General features: G+C 71.7%; 17 protein-coding genes. 15 read left to right on the top strand and 2 right to left on the bottom strand.

The genetic code is table 11. The features are described from left to right. The first annotated feature begins 13 nt into the window (after nt 1-13). From CFW40_RS05695 to CFW40_RS05680, 4 genes are all read left to right on the top strand, one after another. Complete coding sequence (locus CFW40_RS05695; protein WP_088796750.1) at nt 14-727, top strand: MBL fold metallo-hydrolase; 714 nt, start codon at nt 14-16, stop codon at nt 725-727. An 11-nt stretch (nt 728-738) separates the two neighbouring features. Then, on the top strand, nt 739-2,001 hold the full coding sequence (hisS, locus tag CFW40_RS05690) for a histidine--tRNA ligase (RefSeq protein WP_088796749.1): 1,263 nt from the start codon (nt 739-741) through the stop codon (nt 1,999-2,001). A 347-nt stretch (nt 2,002-2,348) separates the two neighbouring features. Next, nucleotides 2,349-2,990, top strand: coding sequence for a vitamin K epoxide reductase family protein (locus tag CFW40_RS05685; protein WP_088796748.1), 642 nt, complete (start codon nt 2,349-2,351; stop codon nt 2,988-2,990). A gap of 115 nt (nt 2,991-3,105) precedes the next feature. Further along, complete coding sequence (locus CFW40_RS05680) at nt 3,106-4,476, top strand: replication-associated recombination protein A (RefSeq protein WP_088801931.1); 1,371 nt, start codon at nt 3,106-3,108, stop codon at nt 4,474-4,476. Between the two features lie 64 nt (nt 4,477-4,540). On the opposite strand, the gene CFW40_RS05675 is transcribed toward CFW40_RS05680, so the two are convergent. After that, nucleotides 4,541-5,293, bottom strand: a complete 753-nt coding sequence (locus CFW40_RS05675) for a DUF2470 domain-containing protein (RefSeq protein ID WP_088796747.1) — start codon at nt 5,291-5,293, stop codon at nt 4,541-4,543. Between the two features lie 182 nt (nt 5,294-5,475). Between CFW40_RS05675 and rpsD the strand changes: the two genes are divergently transcribed. After that, nucleotides 5,476-6,087: a 30S ribosomal protein S4 gene (rpsD, locus tag CFW40_RS05670; protein ID WP_030987289.1), complete on the top strand. Its 612-nt coding sequence runs from the start codon at nt 5,476-5,478 to the stop codon at nt 6,085-6,087. Between the two features lie 75 nt (nt 6,088-6,162). On the opposite strand, the gene CFW40_RS05665 is transcribed toward rpsD, so the two are convergent. After that, entirely contained in the window at nt 6,163-8,394 is a 2,232-nt protein-coding gene (locus CFW40_RS05665; RefSeq protein WP_256331576.1) for an AAA family ATPase, read from the bottom strand. A 194-nt stretch (nt 8,395-8,588) separates the two neighbouring features. On the opposite strand from CFW40_RS05665, the gene CFW40_RS05660 reads away from it, so the two are divergent. The 10 genes from CFW40_RS05660 to aroQ all read left to right on the top strand — a co-directional run bounded on the left by CFW40_RS05660 (nt 8,589) and on the right by aroQ (nt 18,572). After that, the gene (locus CFW40_RS05660; RefSeq protein ID WP_176956563.1) at nt 8,589-9,023 is read left to right on the top strand and encodes a DUF948 domain-containing protein; all 435 of its coding nucleotides are present in this window, start codon (nt 8,589-8,591) and stop codon (nt 9,021-9,023) included. 8 nt (nt 9,024-9,031) lie between these two features. Beyond that, nucleotides 9,032-9,376 carry a DUF6167 family protein gene (locus CFW40_RS05655; RefSeq protein ID WP_088796746.1) on the top strand — a complete coding sequence of 115 codons (345 nt, stop codon included), beginning with the start codon at nt 9,032-9,034 and terminating at the stop codon, nt 9,374-9,376. Next, nucleotides 9,376-12,045: an alanine--tRNA ligase gene (alaS, locus tag CFW40_RS05650; protein WP_088796745.1), complete on the top strand. Its 2,670-nt coding sequence runs from the start codon at nt 9,376-9,378 to the stop codon at nt 12,043-12,045. The genes CFW40_RS05655 and alaS overlap by 1 nt, the downstream gene beginning before the upstream one ends. A gap of 14 nt (nt 12,046-12,059) precedes the next feature. Beyond that, on the top strand, nt 12,060-12,524 hold the full coding sequence (gene ruvX, locus CFW40_RS05645) for a Holliday junction resolvase RuvX (RefSeq protein ID WP_088796744.1): 465 nt from the start codon (nt 12,060-12,062) through the stop codon (nt 12,522-12,524). A 127-nt stretch (nt 12,525-12,651) separates the two neighbouring features. Beyond that, nucleotides 12,652-14,343: an endolytic transglycosylase MltG gene (gene mltG, locus CFW40_RS05640; RefSeq protein ID WP_088796743.1), complete on the top strand. Its 1,692-nt coding sequence runs from the start codon at nt 12,652-12,654 to the stop codon at nt 14,341-14,343. Then, entirely contained in the window at nt 14,340-15,167 is an 828-nt protein-coding gene (locus CFW40_RS05635; protein WP_088796742.1) for a shikimate dehydrogenase, read from the top strand. The genes mltG and CFW40_RS05635 overlap by 4 nt, the downstream gene beginning before the upstream one ends. Nucleotides 15,168-15,299: 132 nt before the next feature. Next, nucleotides 15,300-16,484 carry a chorismate synthase gene (gene aroC, locus CFW40_RS05630; RefSeq protein ID WP_088796741.1) on the top strand — a complete coding sequence of 395 codons (1,185 nt, stop codon included), beginning with the start codon at nt 15,300-15,302 and terminating at the stop codon, nt 16,482-16,484. Further along, nucleotides 16,481-17,035, top strand: a complete 555-nt coding sequence (locus CFW40_RS05625) for a shikimate kinase (protein ID WP_088796740.1) — start codon at nt 16,481-16,483, stop codon at nt 17,033-17,035. Before aroC ends, CFW40_RS05625 begins: the two co-directional genes overlap by 4 nt. Further along, nucleotides 17,032-18,123, top strand: coding sequence for a 3-dehydroquinate synthase (gene aroB, locus CFW40_RS05620; protein WP_088796739.1), 1,092 nt, complete (start codon nt 17,032-17,034; stop codon nt 18,121-18,123). Before CFW40_RS05625 ends, aroB begins: the two co-directional genes overlap by 4 nt. Next, on the top strand, nt 18,120-18,572 hold the full coding sequence (gene aroQ / locus CFW40_RS05615; protein ID WP_088796738.1) for a type II 3-dehydroquinate dehydratase: 453 nt from the start codon (nt 18,120-18,122) through the stop codon (nt 18,570-18,572). The genes aroB and aroQ overlap by 4 nt, the downstream gene beginning before the upstream one ends. The last annotated feature ends 266 nt before the right edge of the window (nt 18,573-18,838 follow it).

Raw genomic sequence — 18,838 nt, 5'->3', positions numbered from 1 at the left:
CGTAAGGACGAACGTGCTGATTGCCGGGTTCCCCGCCGGGGCCTGGGGCACCAACTGCTACTTGGTCGCCCCCGCCGCAGGCGAGGAGTGCGTCATCATCGACCCGGGCCACCAGGCGGCCCCAGGAGTCGAGGACGCGGTCGCAAAGCATCGGCTCAAGCCCGTCGCGGTCGTTCTCACGCATGGTCATATCGACCACGTCGCCTCGGTCGTCCCGGTGTGCGGCGCGCACGACGTCCCGGCCTGGATCCACCCCGAGGACCGCTACATGATGAGCGACCCGGAGAAGGCCCTCGGCCGCTCCATCGGTCAGCAGCTCATGGGCGAGCTCACGGTGGGCGAGCCGGACGACGTCAAGGAGCTGGGCGACGGTGCCACCCTGCAGCTCGCCGGGATGGAATTCTCCGTCGCGCACGCCCCGGGCCATACCAAGGGGTCGGTGACCTTCCGGATGCCCGAGCAGGCCGACATCCCGCCGGTCTTCTTCTCGGGCGACCTGCTGTTCGCCGGCTCCATCGGACGCACCGACCTGCCGGGCGGCGACCACGCCGAGATCCTGCAGTCGCTGGCGCGTGTGTGCCTGCCGCTGGAGGACTCGACCGTCGTCCTGTCCGGCCATGGCCCCCAGACCACCATCGGCCACGAGCGCACCACCAACCCCTTCCTGCGGGAGGTGGCCGCCGGCCTCGGAGACGGCTTCAGTCCGGCTCCACGACGAGGAATGTGACGAGAGCTTCCGTGAGCACCTTCAAGGCCCCCAAGGGCACCTACGACCTGATCCCGCCGCAGTCCGCCACCTATCTCGCGGTGCGCGAGGCGATCTCCGCGCCGCTGAAGAACTCCGGCTACGGCTACATCGAGACGCCCGGCTTCGAGAACGTCGAGCTGTTCGCGCGCGGGGTCGGCGAGTCCACCGACATCGTGACGAAGGAGATGTACGCCTTCGAGACCAAGGGCGGCGACCGGCTGGCGCTGCGCCCCGAGGGCACCGCATCCGTGCTGCGGGCCGCGCTGGAGGCCAACCTCCACAAGGCCGGCAACCTCCCCGTCAAGCTCTGGTACTCCGGCTCGTACTACCGCTACGAGCGTCCGCAGAAGGGCCGTTACCGCCACTTCTCCCAGGTCGGTGCCGAGGCCATCGGCGCCGAAGACCCGGCGCTGGACGCCGAGTTGATCATCCTGGCCGACCAGGCCTACCGCGCGCTGGGCCTGCGGAACTTCCGCATCCTGCTCAACTCCCTGGGCGACAAGGAGTGCCGTCCCGTCTACCGCGCCGCGCTGCAGGACTTCCTGCGCGGGCTCGACCTGGACGAGGACACCCGGCGCCGGGTCGACATCAACCCGCTGCGGGTCCTGGACGACAAGCGCGAGGCGGTGCAGAAGCAGCTCGACGGGGCGCCCAAGCTCCGCGACTACCTCTGCGAGGCATGCAAGGCGTACCACGAGCAGGTGCGCGAGCTGCTGACCGCGGCGGGCGTGGCCTTCGAGGACGACGAGAAGCTGGTCCGCGGCCTCGACTACTACACCCGCACCACCTTCGAGTTCGTCCACGACGGCCTGGGCTCGCAGTCCGCGGTGGGCGGCGGCGGCCGCTACGACGGCCTCTCCGAGATGATCGGCGGCCCCGCGCTGCCGTCCGTCGGCTGGGCCCTGGGCGTCGACCGCACGGTCCTGGCGCTGGAGGCGGAGGGCATCACGCTCGACATCCCCGCCGCCACCGCGGTGTACGCCGTCCCGCTCGGCGAGGAGGCCCGCCGGGTGCTGTTCGGTGTGGTCACCGAGCTGCGCCGGACCGGTGTCGCCACCGACTTCGCGTTCGGCGGCAAGGGCCTGAAGAACGCCATGAAGTCCGCCAACCGCTCCGGCGCGCGGCTGGCGCTGGTGGCGGGCGAACGGGACCTGGCCGAGGGCGTCGTCCAGCTCAAGGACCTGGAGAGCGGCGAGCAGACCGCGGTGGCGCTGGACGGCGTGGCCGGGGAGGTCCGGCGCAGGCTGGGCTGAGGCCGCACGGCGAGCGGGTGAGGGGCCCGACGGCGATCTGCCGTCCGGGCCCCTCGTGCTGCCGGCGTCCGGTGTCAACGCCGGTCGCGGCTGTCATCCCGGCGGAGGGATTCCGGGGCCGCCGCACCGGCGGGGGCGCGCCCCGGACCGGCGGCCGGGCGGGCCGGTGCGGCGGCCGGGTGGGCCGGAGCGGGGCGAAGCCTGAGAGAACGCTGTGTGCGGCCGCCTCGTCTTTATGTTCATCGCACAGTGGGTCATGGTGGAGTTGGGGCAGAATGAACGGCGGTGCCGCGCTCGCGGACCCGTGTGTTCAGCCCCATCTCCCCAGGGATCGACGGAACGGCGATATGACGACGACAGCGCTTGACGACGTGTCCACCGACGACGACCACGCGAGCGGCGCGGGCAGCATCGGTTCCGGCCGCGGCCTCGCGCTGCTCCTGGTGATCACCAGCGCGCTGGGGCTGCTGGCGGCCTGGGTCATCACCCTGGACAAGTTCGAGCTGCTGAAGGACCCGAACTACAAGCCGGCCTGCAGCCTCAACCCGATCATCTCCTGCGGCAGCGTCATGCAGAGCAAGCAGGCGGAGGTCTTCGGCTTCCCGAACCCGATGGCCGGGCTGGTCGGCTTCGGCGTGGTCATGGCGGTCGGGATGGCCCTGCTGGCGGGCGCCCGCTTCCGCCGCTGGTACTGGATCGGGCTGAACATCGGCACCGGGCTCGCCGCGGTCTTCTGTATGTGGCTGATGACCCAGTCGCTGTACAGCATCAACGCGCTGTGCCTGTGGTGCACGCTGACCTGGTGCGTCACCATCCTGATGTTCTGGTACACCACCGCCCACAACCTCAAGCACGGCATCATCCCGGTTCCCGCGGGGCTGCGCGCCGCGGTGGTGGAGTTCCACTGGGTGGTGCCCGTGGTCTGGTACGGCGTGATCGCGATGCTGATCCTCACCAAGTGGTGGTCGTACTGGAGCACGCTGATCTAGGGGAGACACCCCTAGGGCCAAACGCCCCCCGGGCCGCCCGCACGAACCCCCGCACGCCCCGGCCGCCGTCAACGGCGCCGGGGCGTTGTCAGTGGGGTGGCTTAGGCTCGTGATCGTGGAGCCCGACCTGTTCACCGCCGCTGCCGAAGACCGCCAGGAGAAGGACCCCGCGGGGTCCCCGCTCGCCGTGCGGATGCGTCCGCGCACCCTCGACGAGGTCGTGGGCCAGCAGCATCTCCTCAAGCCGGGCTCGCCGCTGCGGCGGCTGGTGGGCGAGGGGAACGGCGGGCCCGCGGGGCCGTCGTCGGTGTTCCTGTGGGGGCCGCCCGGCATCGGCAAGACGACCCTCGCCTATGTCGTCAGCCAGGCGACGAACAAGCGCTTCGTGGAGCTCTCGGCCATCACGGCGGGCGTCAAGGAGGTGCGCGCGGTGATCGACGGCGCCCGGCGCGCCTCGGGCGGCTTCGGCAAGGAGACCGTCCTCTTCCTGGACGAGATCCACCGTTTCAGCAAGGCCCAGCAGGATTCCCTGCTGCCCGCCGTGGAGAACCGCTGGGTCACCCTGATCGCCGCGACGACCGAGAATCCGTATTTCTCGGTGATCTCGCCGCTGCTGTCCCGCTCGCTGCTGCTGACCCTCGAACCCCTCACGGACGACGACCTGCGCGGGCTGCTGCGCCGCGCGCTGAGCGATGCGCGCGGGCTGGCGGGCGCGGTCACCCTCCCCGAGGACACCGAGCGGCATCTGCTGCGGATCGCCGGCGGCGATGCCCGGCGGGCGCTGACGGCGCTGGAGGCCGGTGCAGGATCCGCGCTGTCCAAGGGGGAGAAGGAGATCACCCTCCAGACGCTGGAGGAGTCCGTCGACCGGGCGGCGGTGAAGTACGACCGGGACGGCGACCAGCACTACGACGTCGCCAGCGCGCTGATCAAGTCCATCCGGGGCTCGGACGTCGACGCCGCGCTGCACTACCTCGCGCGCATGATCGAGGCGGGGGAGGACCCGCGCTTCATCGCCCGCCGGCTGATGATCTCGGCGAGCGAGGACATCGGGCTGGCCGATCCGACGGCCCTGCAGACCGCGGTGGCCGCCGCCCAGGCCGTGGCGGTGATCGGCTTCCCGGAGGCGCGGATCACGCTGAGCCAGGCCACCATCGCGCTCGCCCTGGCGCCGAAGTCCAACGCCGCGTACCTGGCGATCGACGCCGCCCTGGCGGACGTCCGGGCGGGTCAGGCGGGTGCGGTACCGCCGCATCTGCGCGACAGCCACTACAAGGGCGCGCAGAAGCTCGGCCACGGCCAGGGCTATCAGTACCCGCACGACCTGCCGGGCGGTATCGCGGCCCAGCAGTACGCACCGGACGAGGTGCACGGCAAGCGCTACTACGAACCCACCCGCCATGGCGCGGAGGCACGCTACGCCGATGTGGCCGAGCGGGTCCGCGCCCGCCTGCGCTCGGCCTCCGGCGAGGCCGCCACCGAGTAGCCCCGGCCGCCACCGAGCAGGGCCGGCCGCCACCGAGCAGGGCCGGCCGCTCCGCACGCCCCGGCTACCCGGCCGCCGCCTCGAAGAGCAGATGCATCGCCCGCCGCAGCTCCGTCACGTCCCGCACGGGCTCGGGGAAGTCGAACCTCGCGTCGAAGGACCGCTGCTCGGCGTCGGTGAAGCGGACCCGCAGGCCGAAGCGGTCCAGGCCCACCGGCACGGCCCGGTCGCCCACCCCGCAGGCATCCTTGCGCTCGCCCAGCAGGGCACACAGCCCGCGCACCTGCTCGCTGTGCGCGGAATGCAGATGCTGCAGCAGCTCCGCCTCGTGGGGCGCCAGCGGATCGGGGGCCGCGACCGCGAACTCGTCGGGCTCGACGGGCTCGGCGCCCCACAGGTCGTCCACCGCGCCCTCGCCGACCTCCAGGCGCAGCATCATCCAGGCGGTCCGCCCGTACAGGCCCGGTGCCGGGTCCGGCTGCAGCGCCTCACCGATGCCCAGCAGCTCGCCCACCGGGTGCCGCTCGGCGAGCAGCATGGCGGCCTCGGCGCGCTGGTCATTGCGTACGGGGGTCAGCCAGCCGGCCACCCAGGCCCGTCCGCGGATGCGGTGAGGCACCGAAACCGGGGCGACGTCCGTGATCTCCATCACGGCTGTGAGGTCGTCGTCCTGTGCGTGCGCGGCCGCCCGAGCCGCCGCAGAGTCCCCAGGAACCAGCAACAGCACGTCTCCACCGGGTGTCACGGTCCGGCAGACAGGAGCCGCGAGGCCGGCTTCGTCGGGGTCCTCGACACCGGGGATGCTCAAGGACGCCATACCATGGGATTCGACGAGGGTTCGTATGCGCTCGGCGGCAGAGGGCCGCTGGGCGCCTTCCACGGGACGCGGCTGACCCGCCTCGGTGCGGTGTGCACTGGGCAGGGGGATCCCAGGTCGAAACATGCGTTCTCCTCGCGCTAAGGTAAGCCTCACCTAACTTACATGGAGGAACGTTCCACGTGAACCAGTCGCGTCCCAAGGTCAAGAAGTCCCGCGCGCTCGGCATCGCGCTGACGCCGAAGGCCGTCAAGTACTTCGAGGCCCGTCCCTACCCGCCCGGCGAGCACGGCCGTGGCCGCAAGCAGAGCAGTGACTACAAGGTCCGTCTGCTCGAGAAGCAGCGCCTGCGTGCGCAGTACGACATCAGCGAGCGCCAGATGGCGCGTGCCTACGACCGCGCTCGGAAGGTCGAAGGCAAGACCGGCGAAGCGCTGATCATCGAGCTTGAGCGCCGTCTGGACGCGCTCGTCCTGCGGTCGGGCATCGCCCGCACCATCTACCAGGCTCGTCAGATGGTCGTCCACGGCCACATCTCGGTGAACGACCGCAAGGTCGACAAGCCGTCCTTCCGCGTCCGCCCCGGCGACGTCGTGATGGTCCGCGAGCGCAGCCGCGAGAAGCACCCCTTCCAGGTCGCCCGCGAGGGTGGCTACGACACCGACGGTGAGACCCCGCGCTACCTCGAGGTCAACCTGCCGGCTCTGGCGTTCCGTCTCGACCGGGACCCGAACCGCAAGGAGATCCCGGTGATCTGCGACGAGCAGCTCGTCGTCGAGTACTACGCCCGCTAAGCACCGCAGCAGGCACCGCGCGCCACGCGCTCGGCCCGTCGTCTCCCCGCCCTCGCGGCGGGAGAGGCGGCGGGCTCATTGGCGCCCGGGTGCCGTGTCCGGCACCGGGCGCAGCCGTGCGGGCAGCAGGCCGGCGGGCCGCAGGACCCGGGCCACCGCCGCGTCCAGGTCCAGCCGCTCACCCGCGCGCCGGAAGTGCTCGTAGCGCTCGTCCCCCAGCCGCTCACGCGCCTGCTCCTCGCACCGTGCGTGCGGCTGGTTGAAGTGCCGCGAGCCGAACAGCGGCAGCCCCACCGACGGCCAGATCCGCCCGGCGGCGCCCTGCAGCACCGCCGCCTCCTCCGCGTCGCCCTCGCCGACCGTCACCAGGGCCAGCAGCTCGATCGCCAGCACCGCCCCGAGCAGATCGTGGAACGTGTGATCGATGGCCAGGCACTCCTCCAGCAGCGCACGGGCCCGCCCGCCGTCGCCGCCGGACCAGGCCGCGAAGGCCAGCACGTAGAGGGCGTACGCCAGCGTCCAGCGCTCGCCGTGCTCCTCGCACACCTCCAGGACGTCCTCGCACAGGCGCACCGCGTCCGCCAGCTCGCCCTGGAAGGCCACTGCCATCGCCAGCTCGACCTGCCCCAGCAGCACATTGCTGTTGAGCTCGCCGATCTCCCGGTAGCGCTCCAGCGCCGCGCGCAGCAGCTTCTCGGCGCGCGGCAGGTCATCGCTGACCAGGGCCAGACAGCCGGTGCGGTGCAGCGCATACGCGGCCGCGGTGGCGTTGCCGGTCCGCTCGGCCTCGTCACGGCACTCCTGCAGGGCCCCCAGCGCGCCGACGGTGTCCCCCTGGAGCACCGCGACATAGCCGGCCACCCACAGCGCCTTCATCCGCGCCTCGTCGTGGGTGCTCTCCAGCTCCAGGGCCCGGTCCAGCCAGTGCCGGCCCTCCGCGAGCCGGCCGCAGCCAACCCAGTAGAACCACAGCGTGCCCGCCAGGTACTGGCCCAGGTGGGTATCGGCGGGGCTCTCCAGGCTCTGTTCCAGCGCCGCCCGCACATTGGGCAGGTCGGCCTCGATCCGGGCCGCGATCTCGGCCTGCCGGGAGCTGAACCAGTCCAGTTCGCACCAGGTGGCCAGCCCCAGGTACCAGTCGCGGTGCCGCCGCCGCAGCCGATCGCCGTCGGGCGTCACCGCCAGCCAGCCCGCCCCGTAGGCCCCTACGGTGTCCAGCATCCGGTAGCGGACCCCGGCCGCGGTCTCCTCGCGCACCAGCACCGACTGGGTGACCAACTCGGTGAGGACGTCGAGGAGTTCACCGGCCGGCAGCTCCGGCCCCGAGCAGACGTATTCGGCCGCCTCCAGGTCGAACTGCCCGGCGAAGACCGACAGCCGCGCCCACAGCAGCCGTTCCTCGGGGGTGCACAGCTCATGGCTCCAGCCGATCGCGGTACGCAGCGTCCGGTGGCGGGACGGGGGCCCGCCCGGCTCGCGCGGCGCCGGGAGCGTGGACGGGGCCCCCTCCTGCCCGGACGGGTCCGAGAGCTCGGGGGAGCGGCGCGGGCGGATGCCGGTCAGCAGCCGGAAACGGTCGTCGAGCCGGTGCAGCACCTGGTCCACGGACAGGGCGCGCAGCCGTCCGGCGGCCAGTTCCAGCGCGAGCGGAATGCCGTCCAGCCGTTCGCAGAGCTCGGTGACCGCCGCCTCGTCGGCCGGCCCGACGGTGAACCCGGGGACGACGGCGGCGGCCCGCTCGGCGAAGAGGGCGGCCGCGTCGGCGGTGTTCATCGGCGGCAGCGGCACGGTCCGCTCACCGTCCAGCCCGAGCGGCCGCCGGCCCGCGGCCAGCACCTTCAGCCCGGGGGCACGGCGCAGCAGCGCTCCGGTCAGGTCGGCACAGGCGTCGACCAGGTGCTCGTGGCCGTCCAGGACGAGCAGCAGGTCCCGGTCGGCGAGGAGATCGCACAGCGCGGTGCGCATCGGGCGGCCGCTGTGGTCGGTGGCCCCCAGCGCCTCGGCGACGGTGTGCTCCAGGAGGTGCGGCTCGCGCAGGGCGGCCAGTTCGACCAGCCACACCCCATCGCAGAAGCGATCCTGCAAGATCCCTGCCGCCTGGCGGGCAAGCCGCGATTTCCCGACGCCGCCCAGGCCGGTGAGGGTCACCAGCCGGGCGGATTCCAGCTGCCGTGCCAGCGCGGCCAGTTCGTCGTGGCGGCCGATGAAGCCGCCCAGCTCCGCGGGCAGATTCCCCGGCCGGGCCGGCTCCCGCCGACGCGCGGGGGAGGGGCGGGGAGCAGGGCCGGGGCGCGTGAGGCGTCGCATGGCACACGGAGCGTACTCGGCGGGATGCGGACCGTACAATCACGCCCCCGGGAATCCCGGGCCCGCGCTCCGCGTTCGAGGGGGAACGGGGTACGGACGGACAGTCACGGCGCGATAAGGTCAAGGGTGCCGTTCGAGCGGGACAGCCGAGCGGGAATGAGCCCCGACCAAATCATTCGGAGTGTGGTGCCGACGTGTCCGGTGGAGAGGTGGCCGGGATCCTCGTGGCCGTCTTCTGGGCGATCCTGGTGTCGTTCCTCGCCCTCGTGCTGGTGAGGCTCGCGCAGACGCTCAAGGCGACCACCAAGATGGTGGCCGAGGTGTCCGAGCAGGCCGTCCCGCTGCTGGCCGACGCCTCCGCGACCGTCCGCTCCGCGCACACCCAGCTGGCCCGCGTCGACGCCATTGCCGCCGACGTCCAAGAGGTCACCGCCAACGCCTCCGCGCTCTCCTCGACCGTCTCCTCCGCCTTCGGCGGCCCGTTGGTCAAGGTCGCGGCCTTCGGCTACGGCGTGCGCCGCGCGATCGGCAAGAAGGGTGAGCCGGAACCCGAGCGCACCGTCCTCCTCGGCCGTACCCTGCCCGGCGCCCGCCGCGGCGGGCGCCGCAACCGTCGCTCCAAGGACTGATCACAGCGATGTTCCGCCGCGCATTCTGGTTCACCACCGGCGCCGCCGCCGGCGTCTGGGCCACCAACAAGGTCCACCGCAAGCTGCGCAAGCTGCAGCCCGACAGCCTCGCCGCACAGGCCGCGGACAGGGCCGTCGAGACCGGACACCGGCTGCGCCAATTTGCATTGGACGTACGGGCCGGAATGGCGGACCGTGAAGAGCAGCTGCACGAGGCCCTGGGCCTCGGCGGGACGGGCGAGGTGCGCGAGTTGCCCGCGCCGCGCCGTGCGGTGCTCGAACCGCAGTACCGCACCACGAGAACAACCGGACAAACCGGTCTGACCGGACCGACTGGAAAAGAGGACCACTGATGGAGTCGGCTGAAATCCGCCGCCGCTGGCTGCGCTTCTTCGAGGAGCGCGGGCACACCGTCGTGCCGTCGGCGTCGCTCATCGCGGACGACCCGACGCTGCTGCTCGTCAACGCGGGCATGGTCCCCTTCAAGCCGTACTTCCTCGGCGAGGTCAAGCCGCCCGCCCCGCGCGCCACCAGCGTCCAGAAGTGCGTCCGTACGCCGGACATCGAAGAGGTCGGCAAGACCACCCGGCACGGCACGTTCTTCCAGATGTGCGGCAACTTCTCCTTCGGTGACTACTTCAAGGAAGGCGCCATCAAGTACGCCTGGGAGCTGCTGACCGGCTCCCAGGCCGACGGTGGCTACGGCCTCGACCCGGAGAAGCTCTGGATCACCGTCTACCTGGAGGACGACGAGGCCGAGCGCATCTGGCACGAGGTCATCGGCGTGCCCAAGGAGCGCATCCAGCGGCTGGGCAAGAAGGAGAACTACTGGTCCATGGGCGTCCCGGGCCCCTGCGGCCCGTGCTCCGAGATCAACTACGACCGCGGCCCCGAGTTCGGCGTCGAGGGCGGCCCGGCCGTCAACGACGAGCGGTACGTGGAGATCTGGAACCTCGTCTTCATGCAGTACGAGCGGGGCCAGGGCACGGGCAAGGAGGACTTCGAGATCCTCGGCGACCTGCCCAGCAAGAACATCGACACCGGCCTCGGACTCGAGCGCCTGGCGATGATCCTGCAGGACGTACAGAACATGTACGAGACCGACACCCTGCGCGTCGTCATCGACAAGGCCACCGAGCTGACCGGCGTCCGCTACGGCGCCGCGCACGACAGTGACGTCTCGCTGCGCGTGGTCGCCGACCACATCCGCACCTCCACGATGCTCATCGGCGACGGCGTCACCCCCGGCAACGAGGGCCGCGGCTACGTCCTGCGCCGCATCATGCGCCGCGCCATCCGCAACATGCGCCTGCTCGGCGCCAGTGGACTGGTCATCGGCGAGCTGCTGGACGTGGTCATCAAGACCATGGGCCAGCAGTACCCGGAGCTGTTGGAGGACCGCCGCCGCATCGAGACGGTCGCCCTCGCCGAGGAGGCCGCCTTCGTCAAGACGCTCAAGGCCGGCACCAACATCCTCGACACCGCCGTCACCGACACCAAGGCCGCCGGCGGCACGGTCCTGGCCGGCGAGAAGGCCTTCCTGCTCCACGACACCTGGGGCTTCCCGATCGACCTCACCCTCGAAATGGCCGCCGAACAGGGCCTTTCGGTGGACGAGTCGGGCTTCCGCCGCCTGATGACCGAGCAGCGGGAGCGCGCGAAGGCCGACGCCCAGGCCAAGAAGAGCGGCCACGCCAATCTGTCCGCCTACCGCGAGGTCGCCGACACGTCCGGAGCCACGGAGTTCACCGGCTACAGCGCCACCGAGGGCGAGTCCACCGTCGTCGGCCTGCTGGTGGGCGGTGTCCCGGCGCCCGCCGCCCACGAGGGCGACGAGGTCGAGGTCGTCCTGGACCGCACCCCCTTCTATGCCGAGGGCGGCGGCCAGCTCGCCGACACCGGCCGGATCAAGCTGGAGTCCGGCGCCGTCGTCGAGGTCCGCGACGTCCAGCAGCCGGTGCCCGGCGTCACGGTCCACAAGGGCGTCGTCCAGGTCGGCGAGGTGGTGGTCGGCTCCGCCGGGTACGCCGCCATCGACGTCACCCGCCGGCGTGCCATCGCCCGCGCCCACAGCGCCACCCACCTCACCCACCAGGCGCTGCGCGACGCCCTCGGCCCGACGGCCGCCCAGGCCGGTTCGGAGAACTCCCCGGGCCGCTTCCGCTTCGACTTCGGCTCGCCGGCCGCCGTGCCGGGCTCGGTCCTCACCGACGTCGAGCAGAAGATCAACGACGTGCTCGCCCGTGAGCTCGACGTCCATGCCGAGGTCATGAGCATGGACGACGCCAAGAAGCAGGGCGCCATCGCCGAATTCGGCGAGAAGTACGGCGACCGCGTCCGGGTGGTCACCATCGGTGACTTCTCCAAGGAGCTGTGCGGCGGCACCCACGTCCACAACACCGCTCAGCTGGGCCTGGTGAAGCTGCTCGGCGAGTCCTCCATCGGCTCCGGCGTACGCCGTGTCGAGGCGCTGGTCGGCGTGGACGCCTACAAGTTCCTCGCCCGTGAGCACACCGTCGTCTCCCAGCTCACCGAGCTGGTCAAGGGACGCCCGGAGGAGCTGCCCGAGAAGATCTCCGGTGTCCTGGCCAAGCTGAAGGACGCCGAGAAGGAGATCGAGAAGTTCCGCGCCGAGAAGGTGCTGCAGGCCGCCGCCGGGCTGGCCGAGGGCGCCAAGGACATCCGCGGTGTGGCGCTGGCCGCCGGTCAGGTCCCGGACGGCACCTCCGCCGACGACCTGCGCAAGCTCGTGCTCGACGTGCGCGGGCGCATCCAGGGCGGCCGAGCCGCGGTTGTGGCGCTCTTCACAGTGGCCAATGGCCGCCCGGTGACGGTCATCGCCACCAATGAGGCCGCCCGCGAGCGCGGCATCAAGGCCGGTGACCTGGTGCGCACGGCCGCCAAGACGCTCGGTGGCGGTGGCGGCGGCAAGCCGGACGTCGCCCAGGGCGGCGGGCAGAACGCCGCCGCGGTGCCCGAGGCCATCGAGGCCGTCGAGCGCCTTGTCGCCGAGGCGGCCTGACGCGCGTGAGTGAGATGCGACGCGGACGGCGCATCGCCGTGGATGTCGGGGACGCCCGTATCGGGGTCGCCTCGTGCGACCCCGACGGGGTCCTCGCCACCCCCGTCGAGACCGTCCCGGGGCGTGACGTCCCGTCAGCGCACCGCCGGCTCAAGGCGATCGTCGAGGAGTACGAACCCCTCGAAGTCGTGGTCGGCCTGCCCCGCTCCCTCAGTGGGGGGGAGGGGCCGGCCGCGGCCAAGGTCCGGGGCTTCGCCCAGGAGATGGCCCGGAACATCGCACCCGTAGGGGTCCGGCTGGTCGACGAGCGGATGTCGACGGTCACGGCCACCCAGGGGCTGCGGGCCTCGGGTGTGCGCAGCAAGAAGGGCCGCTCGGTGGTCGATCAGGCCGCCGCGGTGGTGATCCTGCAGAGCGCCCTGGAGGCCGAACGTGTCTCCGGGGAGCCTCCGGGCGAGAGCGTCGAAGTGGTCATCTGATCGCGGTACGGTAACGTTCCGCGCGATGTGCGGCGTTCGAACAGCCGCGCGTGCAAGTAGAGGCGGGTCGGATTCAGCAAGCGCGCTGCCGGTCCGGAGCACACCGCCTCTCGGCTCTAGGGGATCGATGACCGAGTATGGCCGGGGCTACGGCTCCGAACCGTGGCATCCCGAGGACCCGCTCTACGGTGAGCAGGGCGCCTCCAGAGGCCAGGCGCAGCAGCCCCAGTGGGACGGACAGCAGGCCGCCCGGTATCCCCAGCACCACGCCGACCCGTACGCCGGGCAGCAGTACAACGGTGGCTGGGACGGTACGCAGGGCGGGCAGCTGTCGTACGACCCGTACGACCCCTACGGGCAACAGCAGCCGCCGGTCGACCCGTACAGCGGGACGAGCCCCGACTACTACGCCACCCCTGACGCCTATCCGCCGCCGCAGCCGCAGCATCTGCAGCAGCAGGCGCAACAGCAGCAGATGCAGCAGCAGTACCAGCAGGCGCCGCATCCGCAGCAGCCGAGCCCGCAGTATGCGCAGCAGGCGGAGCCGCAGCCGCACTACGACGACGGCGACGGCCCCGGTGACGACTGGCGGGCCGAGCCGGAGCCCCGCGAGCCGGAGCCGGAGCATGCGTTCTTCGCGGGCGGCGGGGACGACGACCACGACGACGACCCGCGCGAGACCCGCCGGGGCGACCGCGAGCGCCGCGGCAAGAAGAACGGCGACAAGAAGAACAAACGGCGCAGTGGCACCGCCTGCCTGGTCGTCGCGCTGGTCTTCGCGGGAGCCGTGGGCGCGGTCGGTTACTTCGGCTATGACTTCTTCATGGCCCACTTCGGCTCGGCCCCCGACTACGAGGGGGAAGGGTCCGGTGAGGTCCAGGTGGACATTCCGGACGGTTCGACGCTCTCGGAAATGGGCCAGATCCTCCAGCGCGAGGGCGTCATCAAGAGCCCCGGCGCCTTCACCGAAGCGGCCGGTGAGAACCAGAAGGCGAACAGCATGCAGCCGGGGACGTACACGCTGCGCAAGCAGATGTCGGGCGCCGCGGCCATCGACCTGATGCTGAATCCCAAGAGCCGTAACGGCCTCACGATCCGTGAAGGGCTGCGGGCCGGCGACGTCTACAAACTCATCGACAAAAAGCTGCACCTCAAGGCGGGTACGACCAAGGGCGTGGCGAAGAGCGACGTCAAGAGCCTCGGGCTGCCGTCGTGGGCCAACGACTCGCCGAAGATAAAGGACCCGCTGGAGGGATTCCTCTACCCGTCGACCTACAGCGTCGGCGGAAAGGCGAAACCGGCCGCGGTCCTCAAGCAGATGGTGGCGCGGGCGAACCAGGTGTACACGCGGTACGACCTGGAAGGGAAGGCCCGCGCGCTCAAGCTCGACTCGCCCATGCAGCTGCTGACCGTCGCCAGCCTCACGCAGGCCGAAGGCAAGTACAAGCATGACTTCGTCAAGGTCGCGCGCGTCGTCTACAACCGGCTCAAGCCGGACAACACCGAAACGTATGGCCTGCTGGACTTCGACTCGACGGTGAATTACGCGAAGTCCCAGAGCACGCTGGACACCGGCTCCGTCGACAACCTGCGCAATTTCAACGATCCCTACAACACCTACAAGTTCAAGGGACTGCCGCCGGGCCCGATCGGCAACCCGGGTGAAGTGGCGCTGAAGTCGGCCATCGCCCCGGCAAAGGGCAACTGGTACTACTTCGTCTCGATCAACCCGGAAAAGACGCTGTTCGCCGAGACGAACGAAGAGCATGAGCGAAACCGGCGCATCTACGAAAAGGAACAAGAGAAGAACAAGCAATGAGCGCCACACGTCGAGCCGCGGTCCTCGGCTCCCCGATTGCCCACTCCCTCTCACCGGTGCTGCACCGCGCCGCCTACCGGGAACTGGGGCTGAGCGACTGGACCTACGACCGCCACGAGGTCGACGAAGCGGCGCTGCCCGCCTTCATGGAGCGCCTGGACGCCACCTGGGCGGGTCTCTCGCTGACCATGCCGCTCAAGCGGGCGGTGATCCCGCTGCTCGACGAGATCAGCCCCACGGCGTCCTCGGTCGAGGCGGTGAACACCGTCGTCCTCGCCGCCGACGGGCGCCGCCTGGGCGACAACACCGACATCCCCGGCATGCTCGCCGCGCTGCGCGAACGCGGGGTGCGGCAGGTCGAGCGGGCGTCGGTGCTGGGCGCGGGCGCCACCGCCTCCTCGGCGCTCGCTGCGCTCTCCCGTCTCTGCACCGGTGAGGTCACCGCCTATGTCCGCAGCCGGGCGCGCGCCGACGAGATGCGCGGCTGGGGCGAGCGGCTGGGCGTCACGGTCCGCACCGCCGCCTGGGAAGACGCCGCGGCGGCCTTCGAGGCACCGCTGACCATCGCGACCACCCCGGCGGGCGCCACCGACGCGCTCGCCGCCGCCGTCCCCGACCGTCCCGGCACGCTCTTCGACGTCCTCTACGACCCCTGGCCGACGACACTGGCCACCGCCTGGGCCGCCCGCGGCGGCGCCGTGGTGGGCGGCCTCGACCTGCTGGTCCACCAGGCCGTACTGCAGGTGGAACAGATGACGGGGCGGTCCCCGGCGCCCCTGGCCGCGATGCGCAAGGCCGGGGAGGCGGCACTCGCCGCCCGCTGACCCGCCCGCTCCGGTTCCCCGCTGCCCGCGCGCCCCCGGTCCGCCCCCTGGACGGGGCGCCGCCCCTCGCGCGCGACGTGGGAGGATCGGGGGGAAGACCGTACGCGGATGAGCAGTACATGAGGAGCACCGTTGAGCAGGTTGCGCTGGCTGACGGCGGGGGAGTCGCACGGCCCCGCACTCGTGGCGACGCTGGAGGGCCTTCCGGCCGGAGTCCCGATCACCACGGAGCTGGTGGCGGACGCCCTGGCCCGGCGCCGGCTCGGCTACGGCCGCGGTGCCCGGATGAAGTTCGAGCAGGACGAGGTCACGTTCCTGGGCGGGGTGCGGCACGGTCTGTCGCTGGGCTCGCCGGTGGCCGTGATGGTCGGCAACACCGAGTGGCCCAAGTGGGAGCAGGTGATGGCGGCCGACCCGGTGAACCCGGAGGAACTGGCCGCACTCGCCCGTAACGCGCCGCTGACCCGTCCCCGCCCCGGCCACGCCGACCTCGCCGGTATGCAGAAGTACGGCTTCGACGAGGCCCGCCCGATCCTGGAGCGCGCCTCCGCCCGCGAGACCGCCGCCCGGGTCGCCCTCGGCGCGGTGGCCCGCTCCTTCCTCAAGGAGACGGCCGGTATCGAGATCGTCTCGCACGTCGTCGAACTGGCCGCGGCCAAGGCCCCGTACGGCGTCTACCCGAAGCCCTCCGACGTCGAGCGGCTGGATGCCGACCCGGTGCGCTGCCTGGACGCGGACGCGAGCAAGGCGATGGTCGCCGAGATCGACCAGGCCCACAAGGACGGCGACACCCTCGGCGGTGTGGTCGAGGTGCTGGCGTACGGCGTGCCCGTGGGCCTGGGCTCCCACGTCCACTGGGACCGGCGCCTGGACGCCCGCCTGGCCGCCGCCCTCATGGGCATCCAGGCGATCAAGGGTGTCGAGGTCGGCGACGGCTTCGACCTGGCCCGGGTGCCCGGCTCGAAGGCCCACGACGAAATCGTCTCGACCGACGACGGCATCAAGCGCAGCTCGGGCCGCTCCGGTGGCACCGAGGGCGGGCTGACCACCGGCGAGCTGCTGCGGGTGCGGGCCGCGATGAAGCCGATCGCTACGGTGCCGAAGGCGCTGGCGACCGTCGACGTGAGCACCGGCGAGGCGGCCAAGGCGCACCACCAGCGCTCGGACGTCTGCGCCGTGCCGGCCGCGGGCATCGTCGCCGAGGCGATGGTGGCCCTGGTCCTGGCGGACGCGGTGGTGGAGAAGTTCGGCGGCGACAGCGTGCCGGAGACCCGCCGCAACGTGCAGACCTACCTCGACCACCTGGCGATCCGATGACGTCGCCGGTCGTCGTGCTGATCGGCCCGCCCGGGGCCGGCAAGTCGACGGTGGGCGCGCTGCTGGCCGAGCGGCTGGACGTCGGCTACCGGGACACCGACGCCGATATCGTCGCCACGGCCGGCCGGCCGATCGCCGAAATCTTCATCGACGAGGGCGAGCCGTACTTCCGCGAGCTGGAGCGGACGGCGGTGCGCGAGGCGCTGGAGGGCCACCCCGGGGTGCTCTCGCTCGGCGGCGGCGCGATCCTGGACGACGGCACCCGCACGCTGCTGACCGGGCTGCCGGTGGTCTTCCTGGACGTGCAACTCGCCGACGCCGTCAAGCGGGTGGGCCTGGACGCGCCCCGCCCGCTGCTGGCCGTCAACCCCCGCAAGCAGTGGCGCGAGCTGATGGAGCACCGCCGCCCGCTGTACACCGAGGTCGCGCGCGCCGTGATCGAAACGGGGGAGCGCACCCCCGAGCAGGTCGCCGAGGCGATCCTGGACGCTTTGGAGCTACGGTCGGCCGCGGGGAGCCCGCGGGCCGCCCACAGGGAGGAACAGGCATGACGGAGCAGGCCACCCGTATCCAGGTCGGCGGCACGGCGGGCACCGACCCGTACGAGGTGCTTGTCGGGCGGCAGCTGCTCGGCGAACTCGCTGGTCTGATCGGTGAGAGCGCGAAGAGGGTCGCGGTGCTGCACCCGGAGGCGCTGGCCGCCACCGGTGAGGCGCTGCGCGAGGACCTGGCCTCCCAGGGCTACGAGGCGATCGCCATCCAGCTGCCGAACGCCGAGGAGTCCAAGACCGCCGAGGTCGCGGCGTACTGCTGGAAGGCGCTCGGCCAGTCCGGCTTCACCCGCAGCGATGTGATCGTCGGGGTCGGCGGCGGCGCCACCACCGACCTGGCCGGCTTCGTCGCCGCGACCTGGCTGCGCGGGGTCCGCTGGATCGCGGTGCCCACCACCGTGCTCGGCATGGTGGACGCGGCGGTCGGCGGCAAGACCGGCATCAACACCGCCGAGGGCAAGAACCTCGTCGGCGCCTTCCACCCGCCGGCCGGGGTGCTCTGCGACCTGGCCGCGCTCGACTCGCTGCCGGTCAACGACTACGTCTCCGGTCTGGCCGAGGTCATCAAGGCCGGCTTCATCGCCGACCCGGCGATCCTCGAACTGATCGAGTCGGACCCGGAGGCCGCCAAGCGCCCGGACGGTGCGCACACCGCCGAGCTGATCGAGCGGGCGATCCGGGTCAAGGCCGAGGTCGTCTCCGCGGACCTCAAGGAGTCCGGCCTGCGCGAAATCCTCAACTACGGCCACACCCTCGCACACGCCATCGAGAAGAACGAGCGCTACAACTGGCGGCACGGCGCGGCCGTCTCCGTCGGCATGGTCTTCGCCGCCGAGCTCGGCCGGATCGCCGGCCGCCTGGACGACGCCACCGCCGACCGGCACCGCTCCGTGCTGGAGTCCGTCGGGCTGCCGCTGACCTACCGCGGCGACCAGTGGCCCAAGCTGCTGGAGACGATGAAGGTCGACAAGAAGTCCCGCGGAGACCGGCTGCGCTTCATCGTCCTGGACGGCCTCGCCAAGCCGACCGTCCTGGAGGGCCCGGACCCGGCCATGCTGCTCGCCGCACACGCGGAGATCGCGGCATGAGCGGCACGACGAGCCGGCGGGTGCTCGTCCTCAACGGGCCCAACCTCGGCCGGCTGGGCTCCCGTGAGCCCGAGGTCTACGGCGCCACCTCCTACGCCGGACTGGTCCAGGAGTGCGCCCGGCTCGGCAAGGAGCTGGGCTTCGAGGCCGAGGTCCGGGAGACCAACGACGAGGGCGAGATGATCCGCTGGCTGCACGAGGCCGCCGACGGCTCGCTCCCGGTCGTCATCAACCCGGGTGCCTTCACGCACTACTCGTACGCCATGCGGGACGCGGCCGCCCAGCGCACCGCCCCGCTGATCGAGGTGCACATCTCGAACCCGTACGCGCGCGAGGAGTTCCGCCACCACTCGGTCATCGCGGCCGTCGCCAGCGGCACGGTCGCCGGCTTCGGCATCGGCTCCTACCGTCTCGCGCTCCGTGCACTGGCCGAGGAACTGAACGGCTGACGCCCCCTGGACGCCCTCCACAGGGCACCTTTCCCCGCCCCCGGCCCCTCTCGCACCGAGCGCCGGGGGCAGCGGGCGCTCCTGCCGCGTCCGGGAGGGTACCGTTCGCTGCAACACCCACCCACGCCGACGGCCGTGGGGCACAACGGCCCCTCCGGGCCGCCGGGTTGGTTACCGTCAGGCGCACCGGGCAGCCGAGCCCCGGCGCCTGGGGGCACCCCACCCGGCGTGAGCCGGAGGAGCACCGCACCATCTCGACCGCACGA

The organism is Streptomyces sp. 2114.4, from assembly GCF_900187385.1.
In the GTDB taxonomy this organism is placed as follows: domain Bacteria; phylum Actinomycetota; class Actinomycetes; order Streptomycetales; family Streptomycetaceae; genus Streptomyces; species Streptomyces mooreae.
This window is presented reverse-complemented; position numbering and strand designations above follow the sequence as displayed.